The organism is Flavobacterium sp. RSP46 (genome assembly GCF_003984825.1).
Lineage (GTDB): Bacteria > Bacteroidota > Bacteroidia > Flavobacteriales > Flavobacteriaceae > Flavobacterium.
Genome location: NZ_RYDM01000009.1, coordinates 121,823 through 139,643, shown reverse-complemented (window position 1 = coordinate 139,643; position 17,821 = coordinate 121,823). Strand labels below are relative to the sequence as shown.

Annotated in this window: 14 protein-coding genes and 1 tRNA gene; 10 read left to right on the top strand and 5 right to left on the bottom strand. The window is 35.0% G+C overall.

The annotated features are described in order from the left end of the window. The 3 genes from EKM01_RS13515 to EKM01_RS13505 all read right to left on the bottom strand — a co-directional run. On the bottom strand, nt 1–995 hold a 995-nt coding region (locus tag EKM01_RS13515; RefSeq protein ID WP_148108944.1), incomplete at its 3' end, for a hypothetical protein. Nucleotides 996–1,205: 210 nt separating this feature from the next. Then, the gene (locus EKM01_RS13510; protein WP_126768653.1) at nt 1,206–2,276 is read right to left on the bottom strand and encodes a Fic family protein; all 1,071 of its coding nucleotides are present in this window, start codon (nt 2,274–2,276) and stop codon (nt 1,206–1,208) included. 465 nt (nt 2,277–2,741) lie between these two features. After that, nucleotides 2,742–2,814, bottom strand: a tRNA-Phe gene (locus EKM01_RS13505). Nucleotides 2,815–2,957: 143 nt separating this feature from the next. Between EKM01_RS13505 and EKM01_RS13500 the strand changes: the two genes are divergently transcribed. From EKM01_RS13500 to EKM01_RS13475, 6 genes are all read left to right on the top strand, one after another. Beyond that, on the top strand, nt 2,958–3,692 hold the full coding sequence (locus EKM01_RS13500) for a type III pantothenate kinase (RefSeq protein ID WP_126768652.1): 735 nt from the start codon (nt 2,958–2,960) through the stop codon (nt 3,690–3,692). Continuing rightward, nucleotides 3,685–4,935, top strand: coding sequence for a hypothetical protein (locus EKM01_RS13495; protein ID WP_126768651.1), 1,251 nt, complete (start codon nt 3,685–3,687; stop codon nt 4,933–4,935). Before EKM01_RS13500 ends, EKM01_RS13495 begins: the two co-directional genes overlap by 8 nt. 45 nt (nt 4,936–4,980) lie before the next feature. Then, nucleotides 4,981–5,535 (top strand): LPS export ABC transporter periplasmic protein LptC, encoded by a 555-nt coding sequence (lptC, locus tag EKM01_RS13490; RefSeq protein WP_126576781.1) that lies wholly within the window; start codon nt 4,981–4,983, stop codon nt 5,533–5,535. 11 nt (nt 5,536–5,546) lie between these two features. Beyond that, a complete protein-coding gene (locus tag EKM01_RS13485) occupies nt 5,547–5,741 on the top strand; it encodes a hypothetical protein (protein WP_126457478.1) in 195 nt (64 codons plus the stop codon). A 3-nt stretch (nt 5,742–5,744) separates the two neighbouring features. Continuing rightward, a complete protein-coding gene (locus tag EKM01_RS13480) occupies nt 5,745–7,004 on the top strand; it encodes a hemolysin family protein (protein ID WP_126576783.1) in 1,260 nt (419 codons plus the stop codon). 108 nt (nt 7,005–7,112) lie between these two features. Next, nucleotides 7,113–9,209: a peptidylprolyl isomerase gene (locus EKM01_RS13475; RefSeq protein ID WP_126457476.1), complete on the top strand. Its 2,097-nt coding sequence runs from the start codon at nt 7,113–7,115 to the stop codon at nt 9,207–9,209. A gap of 104 nt (nt 9,210–9,313) precedes the next feature. On the opposite strand, the gene EKM01_RS13470 is transcribed toward EKM01_RS13475, so the two are convergent. Both EKM01_RS13470 and EKM01_RS13465 read right to left on the bottom strand, forming a co-directional pair. Then, on the bottom strand, nt 9,314–10,231 hold the full coding sequence (locus EKM01_RS13470) for a GYDIA family GHMP kinase (protein WP_126554923.1): 918 nt from the start codon (nt 10,229–10,231) through the stop codon (nt 9,314–9,316). A 51-nt stretch (nt 10,232–10,282) separates the two neighbouring features. Then, nucleotides 10,283–11,599, bottom strand: a complete 1,317-nt coding sequence (locus EKM01_RS13465; protein ID WP_126554925.1) for a hydroxymethylglutaryl-CoA reductase, degradative — start codon at nt 11,597–11,599, stop codon at nt 10,283–10,285. 179 nt (nt 11,600–11,778) lie between these two features. Between EKM01_RS13465 and EKM01_RS13460 the strand changes: the two genes are divergently transcribed. The 4 genes from EKM01_RS13460 to EKM01_RS13445 are packed head-to-tail and all read left to right on the top strand — an operon-like array spanning nt 11,779 to nt 17,819. After that, nucleotides 11,779–13,950, top strand: a complete 2,172-nt coding sequence (locus EKM01_RS13460) for a S9 family peptidase (RefSeq protein WP_126768650.1) — start codon at nt 11,779–11,781, stop codon at nt 13,948–13,950. Between the two features lie 9 nt (nt 13,951–13,959). Further along, nucleotides 13,960–15,504, top strand: coding sequence for a peptide MFS transporter (locus EKM01_RS13455; protein ID WP_126768649.1), 1,545 nt, complete (start codon nt 13,960–13,962; stop codon nt 15,502–15,504). Nucleotides 15,505–15,508: 4 nt separating this feature from the next. Continuing rightward, nucleotides 15,509–17,314, top strand: a complete 1,806-nt coding sequence (locus EKM01_RS13450) for a peptide MFS transporter (RefSeq protein WP_126768648.1) — start codon at nt 15,509–15,511, stop codon at nt 17,312–17,314. 46 nt (nt 17,315–17,360) lie between these two features. After that, complete coding sequence (locus EKM01_RS13445; RefSeq protein ID WP_126768647.1) at nt 17,361–17,819, top strand: thioredoxin fold domain-containing protein; 459 nt, start codon at nt 17,361–17,363, stop codon at nt 17,817–17,819. Nucleotides 17,820–17,821 lie beyond the last annotated feature (2 nt).

Below are 17,821 nucleotides of genomic sequence, written 5' to 3'. Positions count from 1 at the left end.
AGGGTGGTCAGTTTACTCCGGAACTGGTGGTCAATTTGCACTGGAATTGGGTGGTCAATTTGACCGGTTTTTCCACCGACGGTAATAATATCATATTTGATGTGAGTTGATTTTAAATGAACCCGAAAAATAGTTGCTATAATTGACTGTTGTTTTTCTTCTTCAGGATATTTCGTTTGTAAAGCTTTATAAAAACCGCATTCAGTTAGCTTCTTTATTGGTTCAGATAGAAATTCATTTACGTCATTGCAGGTCATTTTCTTCTCGTTTTTTTCGCTTGTAAAATCGCTAAGAATCCCCTCCCTGTATGATTTGATTAAAGGGCTTGGATTAAGACAACTATCAATATAATTTAATTCGGGTTGTTTGGTTCTACTAATAGCTTCATCTTTATTTTTAGTTTTTTCGAAATCATCTATTGTCTTAAAATGCTCAGATTTAAATATTATAACTGGTACAATATCTTGTTCGTGTTCAACCTTTAGAGAGTCATACACATTTCTATATGAAACAATAAATCTATTAATGAGGATTTCATCAAATTTATTTGCTTTTTCTAAAATAGATTTTAAATATTTGCTTGATAAAACTAAACTCTCAACATCTTTTCTTAATCTTTTTACAAATTCAATATTACCTCCAGCCTTTCCCAATTCTTCATTTATTTTAAAAATGAAATGGTTTTCTTCCTTTGTTACTAATTTTTCTAATTCATTTTTAAAAGTCTCTAAATCAATGTTTTTTAGTAAAAAATCATAATTCAAACCAGAATACTTATGACTTTTGTTTTTAAAATTAAAATCTTTAAGAGATAAATCTTCTTTTTCATAATCGTCGCCATAATAGTAACATTGGTAAAACCGCATTGATTCAAATATAGTCTTTTCAATGCCACAGAATGTAAAAGGAATCCAATCTAAAGGAGTATTCAAACATTCAATATCTGGGGTATAAACTTTTCGAATTTCTTCAAGTGAATTTAAAATGTAATTCATATTGGTACATAGTTAAAAGTAATGTTACAATTTTGTCTTTTTCCTAACACGACTTTCTAAATTGTTAAGATTTTGGATTTTTTATAAACGTTGTTTTAACGTGGTAAATTTTCAGCCCTTTTTTACCTTAATTGCTTTACGTGGTAAATTTAAGGGATTTTTTACCACGTTGTTTTATTGTGGTAAATTATAAACCGTTTTTTACCACGATTAACCATTCATTAAAACGTTTATTAATTCGGTATTTAGATAATAGTTATCCTTTCCCAATTTTGTTTTTTGCAAAAAACCCATTTCAGCAATTTTATCTAAATAGTTTAATGCGGTTCTTTTTTGAAGTCGCAACTCATCTTGTAGAAACTCAACTTTTGTATAAGGATTTCTAAACAAAATATTTATTAAATCTTGACTGTATATTTTAGGTAATTCGGTTCGTATTCTAGTTTTATAATCTGCCATTAAATCCCGTATTTTGGTAATTAGAACGATAGTTTGCTCTGCGGTTACTTCAACGCCTTTTAGCATATACAAAACCATTGCTTCCCAATCGTTAGTTTCTCTCACTCCTTGCAAAACTTTGTAGTAATCGGCTTTGTTTTGGGTAATATAACGGCTTAAATACAAAATAGGAATATCCAACAAACCCGATAAAACCAAATAGAGAATGTTAATAATACGCCCCGTTCGTCCGTTACCATCATAAAATGGATGGATGCTTTCAAACTGATAATGTATAATTGCCATTTTTATAAGTGGGTCAATATCTGAAAAATCATTGTCATTTATAAACTTTTCGAGGTTGCTCATTAAGTCTAAAACTTCATTAGTGCTTTGTGGTGGAGTATAAACCGTTTGCCCTTGTGAGTTAACTAATTTTGTTCCCGCTTGGGTTCTAAATCCAGCATTGTTTTGTAACAGCTCCTTTTGAATGATTAAGATATGTTTGTTCAAAAGTAATTTCTCTTTTCGTACAATCTCAAAACCAAGCTTCAAACCTTGTGCATAATTAAAAACTTCTTTACTGGCGTGTTTCTTGGTGTCAATCAATACGTTTTCTTTGTATAAATCGTCGTGAGTAGTGATGATGTTTTCAATCTCACTACTGTCTTTTGCTTCCTGGAGTGTAAGCGTGTTGATAAGAATACTTTCGTTTGGAATAGTCTTTGCCGTTCCTTTGAGTTCCGCTAAATACCGATGTGATTTTGCCAATTGCTTCAATATCGCAATCGATTCTGTAAAGTCTTTAGGCGGTAAGGATTGCAAAGTGAAAGTTTCTGTCATTGTGTATGATTGTCTTACAAAGTTAGAAAACTTATTTTGATATTGTAGTGTTTTTAAAAAATCCCATTTGTTGAAAAAATTAAATTTACACCCCTCTCTAATTAGTCCCTCCCCATAGCTTGGAGTAGAATCGGCTTTTTGTTGGTACACCGCCATTTTTTACAGGAGAACAAAAACTACATCAATAAGATAATGTACACAGAAAACGAAACAAAGACATTTATTTAAGGACAAAAAACCAGACTGCTAAACTTTTATCATTTCAAGTTAAGATTATAGAAACAGATAAACAATGTTATATAGAGACTGTTTAACAGTTTTTAACTTTTTGAAAATCAAAAATCAATTTTAGTTCAAACAGATTACATTATGTTAAGGAAGTAAGAAATATGCTTTAAAAGCACCCTGTCAAGCACGCTAAAAACAAAAAACCCTTAAAATCATAATGAAATTAAGGGCTGTAAGTGGTACCTCCAGGGATCGAACCAGGGACACATGGATTTTCAGTCCATTGCTCTACCATCTGAGCTAAGGTACCTCGCTATTATCTCACTTTGCTCTTATTTTAGTAGGAGTTCGATGAACTTGTTTGCGGGTGCAAATATAGTATGATTTTTAGTTTATCCAAAACAATTTTAAAAAAAAATCAATTCGTACCTTTGTCCCATCAAAAAAGAAATTATGATTTTAGTAGTTGATGTGGGAAATACCAGAATTAAAGCCGCTGTTTTTGAGGGTGCTATGCTTTTGGAGGTTTTTGTTTTTAGCCAAATTGAATTGGAAAAAAATATTAAAAAAATATTAAAAAACTTTAAAAAAACAACTGATTTGGTGGTTTCTTCAGTTGGAGATCTCGGAAAACAGCCGTTTTTAGCTTTCGATAAAGAGATAAAAGTGCATTTTATCTCGAATAAGGATTCTTTTCCGTTCCAAAATAAATACGCAACGCCACAAACTTTGGGAATTGACCGTATGGTTCTTGCTGCAGGGGCTACGCTCCGGTATCCGGATCAAAACCGGCTGGTCATTGATGCCGGAACTTGCATTACCTATGATTTTATAGATCAGGAAAATAATTATTTAGGGGGAGCGATCTCGCCGGGACTGCGATTGCGCTATGAAGCATTGCATCACTACACCGCAAAATTACCTTTATTGTCTCTGGGGATTCCGGAAGATTTGATTGGGAAATCAACTTCAGAATCGATTCATTCCGGAGTGGTAAACGGTTTAGTTTATGAGATTGACGGGTTTATAAATCAATATAAAGCACGGTATTTAAATTTTATAATAATTTTAACGGGTGGAGACACAGATTTTTTGGCTAAACGATTAAAAAATACCATATTTGCCAATTCAAATTTTCTTCTGGAAAGTTTAAACCAAACATTTCAACATAAAACCAAAAATGATTAAAAAAATTATAATAAGCGCCTGTTTGCTTTTATCATTAGTATCTTTTGCTCAAGAAGGAACAGCGTCCCCGTATTCTTTTTATGGAATAGGAGATGTTAGGTTCAAAGGAACGTTGGAAAACCGTTCGATGGCAGGAATAGCCATTGAACAAGACAGTATACACATGAACTTGCAAAATCCAGCCAGTTATGCAAGTCTTAAACTAACTACTTTTACCCTGGGTGGTACGCATGCGACCACAAAAATGAAAACAGATACTGAAGCTGCAAATACAAGAAGAACGACTCTGGATTACCTGGCCGTGGGTTTGCCTATTGGTAAGTTTGGGTTGGGTTTTGGATTGATTCCGTATTCATCGGTAGGGTATAAAATAGAATCTATTGCTACTGATCCCTCGCAAAACAGCAAGCGTTTCAAAGGTACTGGTGGTTTGAACAAGGCCTTTTTAGGAGTAGGGTATAAAGTGACGCCGAATTTTAGTGTAGGTGCCGATGTACAGTATAATTTTGGAAAAATTGAATCTAGTAACCTTGAATTCGTTACTGGAGTTCCCGTTGGAACCAGAGAATTGAATACGATTGATTTGTCTGGCGTGAATTTTAATGTAGGGATGATGTATCAGACTAAAATCCATAAAAAAATCTCTTTTTTTAGTAGTGCAAATTATACGCTGGAAAATACATTGGTGTCTAAAAACAACAGGAATATTTCGACAGTGGTTTTTAGTTCAAATTTTGATGTGGTGGTTGTAGATGCGCTGGATGATGTAAAGGGCCAAGTGAATTTGAAAATGCCGAGTAAATTAGCATTAGCAGCAGGTTTTGGCCAGGCCAGAAAATGGCTCGTAGGAGTTGGTGTGACGCTACAGGATGCAGGATCCTTGGCAAATAATTTTAATTCAATGCCAAATGTTACCTACGAAAAGCATTCGAAATACAGCATTGGAGGGTATTTTATTCCTAATTACAACTCGTTCACAAGCTACACAAAAAGGATTACGTACCGAGGGGGTTTGAGATTTGAAAAAACCGGAATGGTGATCAATTCAGAATCCATTGATGATATGGGATTAACTCTAGGCATTGGATTGCCACTAACAGGTCAGTTCTCTAATGTGAATATTGGATTTGAATTAGGCAAAAAAGGAACTACAGCATCTAGTTTAGTTCAAGAAAACTACGCCAATGTAAGTGTGAGTTTCTCTCTTAATGACCAATGGTTTATCAGAAGAAAATTCAACTAGAATAAAAAGAAGTACTTTCTCCAATTTTTTCGTCCAGGCCAACTTATGACAGTAGTCAAAAAATATTATATCAAATTAGGGGTCGCGGTTTTTGCCGGAGCGCTTTTTTTGGGGTGCGAAAGTAATTTTAAGGAAATACAAAAAATAAATTTTTCCGAGTTTGTTCCCAGTAGTGATGCTGATATGGTAAATCTCAAATATACAGATTCAGGAAGGATTACATCCATTTTGATCAGCTCTAAAATGTTAGATTATTCTAACGTTAGCTTTCCTTTTACGGAATTCCCAAAAGGGATTGATGTTACTTTATTTGACAAAAAAGGGAAGAAAACATTTATCAAATCAAATTATGCCATTTCTTACAAAGGAACAGCAGTAATTGATCTGCAGGGAAAAGTAAGGATCTCTAATGAAAATGGACAGCTGTTAGAAACAGAGCAACTTTATTTTGATCAAAGGAATGAGTGGTTTTTTACCGAAAGAAGGTTTAAATTAACAGACCCAAAAGGTGTTTCAAATGGACAAGGAATCGATTTTAGCAAGGATTTCAAAGTGATTAATTCTCAAAAAATAACCGGCGAACTCGAAACCGCTGAATAACACAACACCCTATGAACTATTTAAAATACACACAATACGTTTATCTTGTTTTTGGAGCCTATTTTATTTATGATGGCTTCATAAAGTTAAATGCCGAGGAAGAAAATCCGTGGTTGAGTTTCATGTTTGCCGGATTAGCCGTTTTTATGTTTTTCTTTAGAAGAAAATTTGCTAAAAAGTTTGAAGACCGAAACAAAAAATCCTAATTCATGGAGATTAGTGTTATTTTTCTGTGTCTAATACTAAGTGCTTTTTTTTCAGGAATGGAGATAGCGTTTGTCTCTTCAAATAAAATATATCTTGAAATTGAAAAAAAACAAGGCGGTTTTGTTTCCAGAATACTGACAAAGCTTACTGAAAAGCCCTCCAAGTTTATCGTAGCCATGCTCATTGGGAATAATGTCACCATGGTGGTCTACGGTTTTTTTATGGGCGAATTATTGATGCGCTGGTTTGTTACTCTGGGGTTTCAGTTTTCGGATTTCTTGGATTTATTAATTCAAACCATAATTTCTACTATCATTGTGCTGATTACCGCAGAGTTCTTGCCAAAAGTTTTTTTTCAAATTTATGCCAATTTTCTATTTAAGTTTTTTGCAATTCCCGCCTATTTCTTTTTTAGTATTTTCTATTTTATAGCTGCATTTTTTATTTGGGTTTCTGATTTTGTTTTGATAAAATTCTTCAAAACCGAAGGCGATAATGTACAGCTTTATTTCAGTAAAATTGAGCTGGGGAATTACATTACGGAACAAATGAGTAGTGTTGAAGATGATGATGCCATGGATTCTGAAATTCTGATGTTTCAAAATGCATTAGAATTTTCAGGAGTCAAAGCCAGAGATGTGATGAATCCCCGTACTGAAATTATAGCCATTGACTTGTCGGATACCATCATAGATCTCCGAGAATTGTTTATAGAAACAGGCTATTCTAAAATAGTGGTGTTTCAAAATTCACTCGATGACATTGTAGGCTACGTGCATTCCTTTGATATGTTCAAAAAACCAGACAGTATCAAGGATATTGTGATTCCGGTAGAATTTGTTCCGGAAACAATCTTTATCAAAGATGCGATGAGTTTGCTGATCAAAAAACGTAAAAGTGTAGCTATTGTATTAGATGAATACGGCGGCACCTCCGGAATTATTACCGTAGAGGATATTGTGGAAGAGCTTTTTGGTGAAATTGAAGATGAACACGATTCAGATGAAGAATTGATTGAAAAAGAACTCGGTGATGGCGAATACGTTTTCTCAGCCCGGTTAGACGTCGAGTACCTTAATGATACCTATAAACTGGCTATTCCGGAAAGTGATTCGTATGGAACACTTGGGGGGTTTATTGTGAATTTTACTACCGAAATTCCTCAAAATGGAGCGGTTATCACCATTGGAGCGTATCGTTTTGTAATTGAAGAAGCAATAAATAAGAAAATAGAATTAGTAAATATGACCGTGCTAGAGTAGTTTTTTTTGTAAAATTGAAATTTCTTATAAAATAAAACGCTACTACTATAATTATTAATTAGATAATTGTATTTTCGCAACCTGAATATAAAAATTAACAACAATAAAATGGCATTATTACAAAAAATTAGACAACGTTCGCTTCTTCTGATCTTAGTTATTGGGTTTTGTTTATTAGCATTTATCATAGGTGATATATTTAGCAGTGGAGGTTTCAGCAGCACATCAAAAGATGTAGGAAGCATTGACGGGAAAGATATTTCATTTGAAGATTTTAGAGTTAAAGTGAGTAATGTTGAAAAAAGTGGTCAAGGAATTACTTCAACTGAAGCGGCTAACAGAGTATGGGAACAAGAAGTTTCGGTTGCTTTGCTAACGGCTGAATTTGAAAAATTAGGATTACGAGTAGGTGAAAAACACCTATTAGAAGTGCTGAAAGGCGATCAAAATATTGGTGGGAATCCATTGTTTTTGAATGCAGCCGGTGTTTTTGATATTGCAAAATTTAAAGAATATTTCAAAGCAAATCCTGCCCAAGCTCAGTTTTTGAAAGACAGAGAAAAAGATGCAGATCTTAATGCTAAATATCAAATCTATACTACATTGATTAAAGCGGCCGTTTTTACAACGGAGAGCGAAGGCAAGTTGCAGTATGAGATGGAAGCAAATAAAGTAAACTTTGCCTATGTTGCAGGATTATATTCAACAATCAAAGACAGTCAAGTAAAAGTGACTGATGCTGAAATTGTTGATTACATGAAGAAAAATGAAAAAAAATTCAAAGCAGACGAATCTCGTGAAGTAGAATATGTCTTGATCGAAGACAAAGCATCACCAGCTGATGAAGCCGAAGTAAAATCAAAAATAAATGCATTGTTAGCCGGAACAGTAGTATACAATCAAGCTACCGGAAAAAATGATACCTTACCAGGATTCAGAGCAGCAACTAATACAATTGAGTTTGTGAATTCAAATTCAGATGTTCCTTATGATTCGTCTTATGTGGCCAAAAAAGATTTGCCTGCAATTGATGCGGATAAATTATTTAATCTTGCTCCTGGAGCCGTTTATGGGCCTTACATATACGGGAAATATTTCTGTATTTCAAAATCAATGGGAATGAAATCAGGTGTGAATGCAAAAGCAAGTCATATATTGATCAGTTATGAAGGGACTCAAGTTCCAAATCAAAAGGAAAAAAGAACAAAAGAAGAAGCAAAAGCAAAAGCAGAAAGTATTTTAGCACAAGTTACTGCCAGTCCGGATAGTTTCTTGATGTTAGCTTTCACAGCTTCTGATGATTCGTCTTCTCAACAAGGGGGAGATTTGGGTTATTTTGGTCCAAACCAAATGGTAAAACCATTTAATGATTTTGTCTTCAATAGCAGTATTGGGAAAATAGGGTTAGTAGAAACGCCTTTTGGATTTCATATTATCAAAGTTACTGATAAGCAAGACGGAATTCGTTTGGCTACTGTAGCTCAGAAAATAGAAGCATCTGAGGCCACTTCAGATAAAATGTTTACTCAGGCAACTAAATTAGAAATGGATGCTGTGGACAAAGATTTTAACAAAGTTGCAAAAGATATGGGGCTTGTAGTAGCTCCGGCTGTTTCTGTAAAAGGGATGGACGAAAACTTTGGAACTTTAGGAAATCAAAGATCAATCGTTCGTTGGGCTTTTGAAAAAGGAGTAAAAGTAGGTGCTGTAAAAAGATTTGAAGTGGCTAATGTAGGTCACGTAATTGCAAAATTAAAGAGTATTGACAATTCTGGTTTAGTAGCTGTTTCTGTGGCGAGACCTTATGTGGAACAAATACTAAAAAACAAGAAAAAAGCAGCATTGATAAAGGCAAAAATGACAGGTTCTTCGCTGGAAGCAATCGCGAAAGCAGTAGGAGCTACCGTACAACAAGCTACTGACTTGACAATGCTAAACACGATGTTGCCAGGTGTTGGTCAAGAGCCAAGTGTAGTAGGAAATGCATTTGCTTTAGCAGCAAATAAAATGTCAGCTCCAATTGAAGGAAACACAGGTGTTTATGTAGTGAAAAACAATAGCACTGTAAAAGCGCCAGCATTGAAAAGCCATGCTTCTTATGTTTCTAAATTAAAAGAACAAAGCGCTTCAGATGCTAATAGAGTAGTTCCTGCCTTGAAAGGAAATGCTAAAATTGAAGACAACAGACAGGAATTCAATTACTAGTCAAAGCGTAAGTAATCAAATAAAAAATCCCGATACATGCTGAATGTATCGGGATTTTGCTTTTCTATAGCTTTTTCTACAGCTATGATTATTGATACAAAAAATTATGGTAAGATCATTTCATCATAAAAAATGATAGTTTCATATCCTTTTGAAATAAAATAGTCAGTTGGATTTTCAATTGCAATTGCCATTACAAAATCGCCTCCCCAAGCTCCCAGGCTTTTTATCACGCCATTGAAATCTGGAAACAAAGACTCTTTTATCGTTTGTGTTTCCAGAACAATACTCATTTGTACTTCGTGTTTTTGTAGTGCTGCAGCAAAAGATTGAATTGTAGTCGCATTCAAAACTTCAGAGGTTATCACGTCATTTAAAGCAATCGTTCTCGGGAGATTATTCTTTTTATTCATATCGTAGGCTGTTATTGCGCTTTTGCTGCTTTGCTTTTTATTCAGATAGACAAAGTAAAGATTGTTAGTAAAATCCGGATTAAAAGATACTTTTTCAACAATAGGAGTACCTTTTTCCAAATGATAGACAATAGGGGTGTCGTTTTGTGCACAGGCAATATCATAACCACTACCTCCAAAACTGTTTTTAAGTAATGTAAAAGCATCGATGTCTAACCACTGAGCAATGTTGTTTATCAAAGTCGATGACGTGCCCAAACCCCAGCTTTTGGGAAAGCTAAGTTCAGTCGTGATTGTGTATCCCTCTGAATTTAAAATGAAACCTGGATTTAATTTGAATGCCTCGTGCAAAATAATCTTAAGTGTAGCCTTGACCGATTCATTTTTAGTTTGAACTTCCTTTGAAATATCAGAAAATAAAAGGGTGTCTTCAAACCAAATACTTCCATCTGCATCATAACTTTTCCAGATGATTTCCTTATTATTTCCCTTTTCTATAATGAGGTTTTGCCCCATTTTTGTTGGTAATGCAAACGCTTTGGCACCATCAAGAACCAGATATTCACCTGTGATTAAAAGTTTTCCGTTACTGTAAAATGTTTTCTTCATTGTCTTTGCGAGGAACGAAGCAACCTTATTCTTTGTTGCTTCAAGATAAAATTATTTTCTTAAACTTTCAATATAGGTGACCACAGCGCTATGCGAAACGGGATTTTTTTTAAAATATTTCAGGATTAAAATGCGCTCTTCATCAGTGGCTTTAAGCTGATTGATGATGTTGTTCAAATGCATTTTCATGTGTCCTTCCTGAATTCCTGTGGTAGTCAAAGAACGCAATGCGGCAAAGTTTTGGGCTAAACCGGCTACAGCTACAAACTGCATTAATTCCTTGGCAGAAGGTTTCTCTAACATTTCTAAGGATAATTTTACCAATGGATGTAAGGAAGTCAAACCACCAACCGTTCCTACTGCTAAAGGGATTTCTAGCCAAAAAGTAAAAATACCATTTTCTATTTTGGCATGGGAAAGACTGGAGTATTTTCCGTTTCGCGATGCATAGGCATGAATTCCGGCTTCGACAGCGCGGAAATCATTCCCAGTTGCCAAAACTACCGCATCTACTCCGTTCATGATTCCTTTGTTATGCGTAACGGCTCTGTACGGCTCGACTTCGGCGATTTGTACGGCTTGCACAAATTTCTCTGCAAATTCTTGAGGATTTAAAATGTGTTTTTCTTCCAAGTCAGCAATCGGACAAGAAACTTCGGCTCTTACGATGCAATTAGGAACGTAATTCGAAAGGATACTCATTACTACTTCAATCTCTTTTTCTGATTCGGTGAATAGACTATAGTTTTGGACCTCTTCTTTTAAGGTTTTAGCAAACTGTTCCAGACACGAATTGATAAAATTAGCGCCCATGCTGTCTTTGGTTTCAAAAGTGGCATGCAGCTGAAAATAATGGGGCAATAAATCGGTTTTGTCTTTTAAAATAATATCTAAAATTCCTCCACCACGTTTTTGCATATTTGTGGTAATCGACTCGGTTTCTGAAAAGAATTTATTTTTGTGTTGGACAAAAAACAAATTCAATTTTGAAACATCACCTTTATAAATAAAATGAACCTGACCAATTTTTTCGGTATTGATTACGGTTGCTTTAAATCCGCCACGCGTAGACCAAAATTTAGCAGCTTTCGCGGCAGCGGCAACCACAGAACTTTCTTCAATAGCCATGGGAATCGTGCTGTATTTTCCATTAATCAGGAAATTAGGAGCAACTCCAAGCGGTATATAGAAATTGGTTATCGTGTTTTCGATGAATTCATCGTGTAATTTCTGTATTTTTTCATCAGAATTCCAGTAGTTTTTCAGCAAGGCGATGGCTTCTGTGGGTGTTGAAAAATATTGATCGGCAATCCATTTAATTTTTTCTTCTTTGGATAGTTTAGAAAATCCGCTAATGGCCTTATTCATTTTCAATTGATTATAGTATAATTAAATGCAAATATACGGTTTTAGCCGTTTTAGTAGCAATCCTATTATCCTCAATAAAAGGGGGTTTAAAATATTGTTTTTAAGATTTAACACATATAATGTGAAATTATTGTAAATTTTTCACTAAAATTGACGGTTTTTATATTTAAATAAATATCATGTATTCAAGAAAAATTATTGCATTATTTTTATTCGTTTGTTTTGCAGTTGCAGGGCAGCAAAAAATCACCATTGATGCCATTTATAACGGCACTTTTCGGGCGCAAGGCATGGATGAATTGCAGTCGTTGAAAAACACAAATCAATATACGGTTTTGAATACCGACAGACAGTCCAGAAGCATGCAGATTGATTTGTATGATTTTGCAACTTTAAAAAAAGTGTCCACATTAATAGATACAAAATCGTACGCCGAATTATCAGGAGGGATTGACAGTTATACGTTTGACGCTTCAGAAAAAATGATTCTATTGGCTTGCAATACCAATCAAATCTTCCGCCACTCCTTTACAGCGGATTACTATTTATATGACATTGCCAATAAGAAATTAAGAAAACTATTCGATTCTCCCGTTCAGGAGCCTACTTTTTCACCTGATGGGAAAAAGATTGCATACGCCAAAGAAAATAATCTGTATGTACATGATTTAGCTGCTGATAAATCAACTCCAATAACTACAGACGGACAAAAAAACAGTATTATTAATGGTATTACGGATTGGGTTTACGAAGAAGAATTTGCTTTTGTAAAGGCTTTTGACTGGAGTGCTGACAGCAAAAAAGTAGCCTACATACGTTTTGACGAAAGTCAGGTTCCGGAATTTTCGATGTCAATGTTTGGAAAAGACTTGTACCCAACGATGCAAACGTTCAAATATCCAAAAGCCGGGGAGAAGAATGCTCTAGTTTCTTTACATATTTATGATGTAAATTTGAATGCAGTAAAAAACATAAATCTTGGGAATTATAACGATTTTTATATTGCCAGAATGAAATGGACAAATGATGAGAATACACTATCAGCACAGGTATTGAATCGCCACCAAAACAATTTGGAATTGTTGTTTATCGATGGAAATTCAGGAGCTGTAAAAGTAGTTTTGAACGAAAAAGACAAAGCCTACGTTGATGTGACAGATAACTTGACTTTCTTGAAAGACAACAGTTTTATTTGGACCAGCGAAAAAGACGGTTTCAATCATATTTATTTATATGATAAAAATGGAAAATTGAAAAACCAACTGACCAAAGGAAAATGGGAAGTGACGAATTATTACGGTTTAGACGAAAAAACAAATACAGTTTTCTATCAGTCGGTAGAAAACGGATCTATTAACAGAGATGTTTATAGAATAGGTCTTGACGGAAAAAACAAAGTCCGTTTGTCACAAAATACAGGAACTAATGCGGCAACATTCAGTCCGAATTTCCAATACTACATCAATACGTTTTCTAGTGCGTCTCTACCTCCGACGTATACATTGAACGAGGCCAAGGCTGGAAAACAAGTACAAGTTATTGAAAACAATGAATCATTGGCTACGAAACTAAAAAGCTATAATTTACCGGCTAAAGAGTTTTTTGTTTTAAAAACAGCAAAAGGACATGAGCTAAATGCTTGGATTATGAAACCAAAAGATTTTGATTCAACTAAAAAATATCCTGTTTTTATGATTCAGTATTCTGGTCCAGGTTCTCAGCAGGTTGTGAACGGATGGGGAAGTTCTAATGAATATTGGTTTATGATGTTGTCGCAACAAGGATACATTGTAGCTTGTGTTGACGGGCGCGGAACTGGCTTTAAAGGAGCTGATTTCAAGAAAGTAACCCAACTGCAATTAGGGAAATACGAAGTAGAAGATCAAATTGATGCTGCGAAAGTAATAGGAAATTACGCATTTGTTGATAAGGCTAGAATTGGTATATTTGGCTGGTCGTATGGTGGTTTTATGGCGTCTAATTGCATCATGAAAGGAAATGATACGTTCAAAATGGCAATTGCTGTAGCTCCTGTGACGAACTGGCGTTTTTATGACAGTGTGTACACGGAACGTTACATGCAGACCCCACAAGAAAATGCTAGCGGATACGATGATAATTCCCCAATAAATCATGTAGATAAATTGAAAGGGAAATTCCTTTTGATACACGGTTCAGGAGATGATAATGTTCACGTTCAAAACTCCATGCAGATGATGGAAGCGTTGATTCAGGCTAATAAACAATTTGATTCCCAAATTTACCCGGACAATAATCACGGAATTTATGGTGGGAAAACCAGAATTCAATTGTACACAAAAATGACTAATTTCATCAAAGAAAATTTATAACAGCGCTTTATGACGAACGACGCATTGATTAAAAAAGATTTTTTTGGACATCCAAAAGCGCTTTTTATATTGTTTTTTACCGAAATGTGGGAGCGCTTCTCCTTTTATGGAATGAAAGCCTTGTTGATTTTTTATCTGACAAAGTACCATTTGTTTTCGGATACTTCGGGGAATTTATTAATTGGTAGTTACGCTGCTTTAGTGTATGCCGTTCCAGTGTTAGGAGGTTTTATTGCTGATAAATATCTGGGATTTAGAAAAGCCATTGTTTTTGGTGGGATTATGTTGGTGTTGGGTCATATAGGAATGGCTTATGAAGGAAATGCTGCCACACAATCCATGACGGGAGCAATTACGCGGGACGAAACCTCCTTACAAATATTTTATTTTTCATTATCCTTAATCATTGTTGGGGTTGGTTTTCTAAAAGCCAATATTTCTTCATTAGTAGGAGAATTATATGAAACAGGTGACAAAAGAAGAGATTCTGGATTCACGTTGTTTTATATGGGAATCAACTTAGGATCTTTTATGGCTACGCTAATATGTGTTTGGTTGGGCGAAACGTACGGTTGGAGTTATGGTTTTGGTGCAGCTGGTGTCGGAATGTTTTTTGGACTATTGACTTTTATTTCCGGCAGAAAATTATTGATGGGAAAAGGAGAATCAAACAACCCTTCTTTCCTAGAAAACAAATTGTTTGGATTTAAAAATGAGTGGTTGATTTATATTGGAAGTGTTTTGTCAACGGTATTGTTTTGGCAAATGGTCCAAAATCACGATGCAGTTTCATGGGCTTTAAAAATTGCGGGTGGAATTTCTTTTATTTATATTGTTTATTACGCAGCTACACAACTCGATGGTAAAGCACGTGATCAGTTGATTGCGTTAACTATTCTGATCGTATTTACTATTGTCTTCTGGGCATTGTTTGAACAAGCGTATACTTCCATGAATTTATTTGCTGACCGGATTTTAGACCGAACTATATTTGGTTATGAAGTTTCTGCCGGGCAGTTCTTAAGTTTTAATGCCTTGTTTATAATATTGCTAGCGCCTGTCTTTGCTTGGATTTGGCCGAAATTAGGGAAATACAATCCGAATACAGCTGTAAAATTTGCATTAGCATTAGCATTAGTAGGACTAGGCTTTGGAGCATTAGTGATGGGAATAAACCTTTCTGGTGCTGGAAAAGTAGCAGCGATTTGGCTAATATTGGCTTATTTTTTACATACTTGTGGAGAATTGAGTTTGTCACCAGTAGGACTTTCTGCGGTAACCAAATTATCTCCGGTAAAAATCGTTGGGTTTATGATGGGCGTTTGGTTTTTGGCAACAGCCAGTTCTGAATTTATTGCGTCTATTTTAGCAAATATTGCTTCGGTAGACACCTCAAATGGTACAGCACCTGATTTAAATTTAGCAAAGCAGAGTTATTTAGTGCTTTTTGAATATTTATTTTATACGGGTCTTGGTTTTGGGGTTGTTTTACTGCTGCTTTCACCAGTAATCAAAAAATTAATGCACGGAGTTGATAAGGAATTAAACAATTAATAGGATGAGTGAAAATACAACAGATCAATTTTTTAAGAATACCGTTTTAGGACATCCTGCGGGATTGTTCGTTTTGTTTTTCACAGAAATGTGGGAACGATTTTCATTCTACGGAATGCGTTCTTTGTTGATATTATTTTTAACCGCTTCCCTTACAGATGGTGGTTGGGAATGGACTCGCGAAAATGCTTCTGCCTTATTTGGATCCTATGTGGGATTGGTTTATTTGTCCACAATGTTAGGAGGGTATTTTGCGGATAAAGTAATTGGTTTTAGATGGGCTGTTGTTGTTGGGGCAAGCTTAATGACTTTGGGGCATGCTTCTATGGCTGTTGAAACAGAATTCTCTATTTATTTAGGATTAGTATTGTTGGTTTTTGGGAATGGTTTTTTCAAACCCAACATGACCTCTATCGTATCTGAAATGTACAAAGACCGTCCTGAAAAGAAAGATGGCGCGTATACTTTGTTTTATATGGGAGTTAATGCCGGAGCGTTCTTTGGGATTTTACTTTGCGGTTATTTAGGAGAAAAAGTGGGTTGGACTTACGGTTTTGGTTTAGCCGGAATTTTTATGTTCTTTGGAATGTTGCAGTTTTGGCTGTCTCAGGATATCTTTGGAGATATTGGTTTAAAACCAAATAAAGAAAGCAAAGCGAAAGCAGAAGCATTAGATACTGACAAAAGAAATCCTTTTTCGCCAATACAATTGGCAGCAATAGCCTTCTCTTCTATATTAGCATTATTATGGCTTATAAATGATCCTGCTTCAAAAATATCCGGGGGCAAAATAAATATTTTTTCTTTCTTAGGTCCTAATGGAAATGCGATTGCAATTGCTTCAGCTCTACTTGTATTTATTGTATTGTTAATTTATAGATTTACTCAATATTCTAAAATTACTAAAGAAAAATTAATAGCGGTTACCTTTTTTGCCTTTCTTACCATTTTCTTTTGGGCAATTTTTGAGCAGTCACCAAACAGTTTGACCATTTTTGCCAGTGATTATACGGATCGTGTTTTAACAGGCAATTGGAGTGTGGTGTTTTTAGTGATTAATTCGTTAATTACTATTTTACCGTTGGTTATTATTACCGGGGTTTTAATTTTATTATTTAAGCAAACATTTAAACTTTATGCTGTTGCAAATATGATCCTTAGTGTCAGTTTTATAATTATTTGGGGAATAGCACTATGGATGTTGACTAAAGATTATTACACTGCGGGTTATCTTACTTTATCAGATTCAACATTGCAAGCATTGAAAATTGATAAAGTAACTACTGCATTGACAGAAGTTCCTGCCACTTGGTTTTCTACTTTAAACTCGTTATTCATTATCTCTTTGGCTCCATTGTTTTCAAAATGGTGGGAAAGTAAATACAATCCTTCTGCAAATTTAAAATACGGAATCGGAATGGCATTGCTAGCGCTTGGTATGGCTTGTGTCGCTTTTGGGGCAAGCGGAATCGAAGCGGGTGCAAAAACAGCTTCAGTAAGTATGATATGGTTGATTTTAGTCTATCTTTTCCATACAATGGCTGAGCTGTGTATCTCACCGGTAGGATTGTCGTATGTAAGTAAATTAGTTCCTGCCCGTATGATTGCCTTTATGTTTGGAGTTTGGTACTTAGCAGTAGCAATTGGTATGAAAGGTGCAGGTATGTTTGGTGAAAATATAGATAAAATCGCCAATGAACACGGATTGAGTTACTTCTTTTGGATGTTGACTATTATCTCTATTGTAGTTGCTTTGTTCTCTGTTTTGATGACTCCAATAATTAAGAAATTAATGCATGGTGTTCGATAAATTTTAGGCATCATTTTTGATTTGTCCACCGTAAAAAAAAATAGATATGAAGAAAGGTATAATAACGTTGTTATTGTTAGTTGGTTCGTTTGCTGCTGAAGCACAAGAATTAGTGTGGGAGACTAATGTCAGTAAGGCTCTTGAAGTTTCAGCCTTAACTAAAAAACCATTATTAATGTTTTTTACAGGAAGCGATTGGTGTGGTTGGTGCATCCGGTTACAAAAAGAGGTCTTGAAGACTCCTGAATTTGCAACCTGGGCAAAAGAAAATGTCGTTTTGGTCGAATTAGATTATCCAAGACGAGTACCACAGACTGAAGAGGTAAAAAAGCAGAATAATGAATTACAACAAATTTTTGGCATACAAGGGTTTCCAACTATTATACTCGCAAACGGTACTACAAAAGAAGGGAACGTCAATTTTGAAGGTATTGGCAGTACGGGGTATGTAGCCGGCGGACCAGCAGCCTGGTTAGCAGTTGCAAATGGTTTTTTGAAAAAATAAAA

Excerpts from the sequence above, each read along its gene's own strand:
- EKM01_RS13460 (WP_126768650.1), top strand. The coding sequence starts at position 11,779 with ATGTATTCAAGAAAAATTATTGCATTATTTTTATTCGTTTGTTTTGCA.
- EKM01_RS13455 (WP_126768649.1), top strand. The coding sequence starts at position 13,960 with ATGACGAACGACGCATTGATTAAAAAAGATTTTTTTGGACATCCAAAA.
- EKM01_RS13465 (WP_126554925.1), bottom strand. The coding sequence starts at position 11,599 with ATGAATAAGGCCATTAGCGGATTTTCTAAACTATCCAAAGAAGAAAAA.
- EKM01_RS13450 (WP_126768648.1), top strand. The coding sequence starts at position 15,509 with ATGAGTGAAAATACAACAGATCAATTTTTTAAGAATACCGTTTTAGGA.
- EKM01_RS13485 (WP_126457478.1), top strand. The coding sequence starts at position 5,547 with ATGAACTATTTAAAATACACACAATACGTTTATCTTGTTTTTGGAGCC.
- EKM01_RS13475 (WP_126457476.1), top strand. The coding sequence starts at position 7,113 with ATGGCATTATTACAAAAAATTAGACAACGTTCGCTTCTTCTGATCTTA.
- EKM01_RS13470 (WP_126554923.1), bottom strand. The coding sequence starts at position 10,231 with ATGAAGAAAACATTTTACAGTAACGGAAAACTTTTAATCACAGGTGAA.
- EKM01_RS13500 (WP_126768652.1), top strand. The coding sequence starts at position 2,958 with ATGATTTTAGTAGTTGATGTGGGAAATACCAGAATTAAAGCCGCTGTT.
- EKM01_RS13495 (WP_126768651.1), top strand. The coding sequence starts at position 3,685 with ATGATTAAAAAAATTATAATAAGCGCCTGTTTGCTTTTATCATTAGTA.
- lptC (WP_126576781.1), top strand. The coding sequence starts at position 4,981 with ATGACAGTAGTCAAAAAATATTATATCAAATTAGGGGTCGCGGTTTTT.
- EKM01_RS13445 (WP_126768647.1), top strand. The coding sequence starts at position 17,361 with ATGAAGAAAGGTATAATAACGTTGTTATTGTTAGTTGGTTCGTTTGCT.
- EKM01_RS13480 (WP_126576783.1), top strand. The coding sequence starts at position 5,745 with ATGGAGATTAGTGTTATTTTTCTGTGTCTAATACTAAGTGCTTTTTTT.
- EKM01_RS13510 (WP_126768653.1), bottom strand. The coding sequence starts at position 2,276 with ATGACAGAAACTTTCACTTTGCAATCCTTACCGCCTAAAGACTTTACA.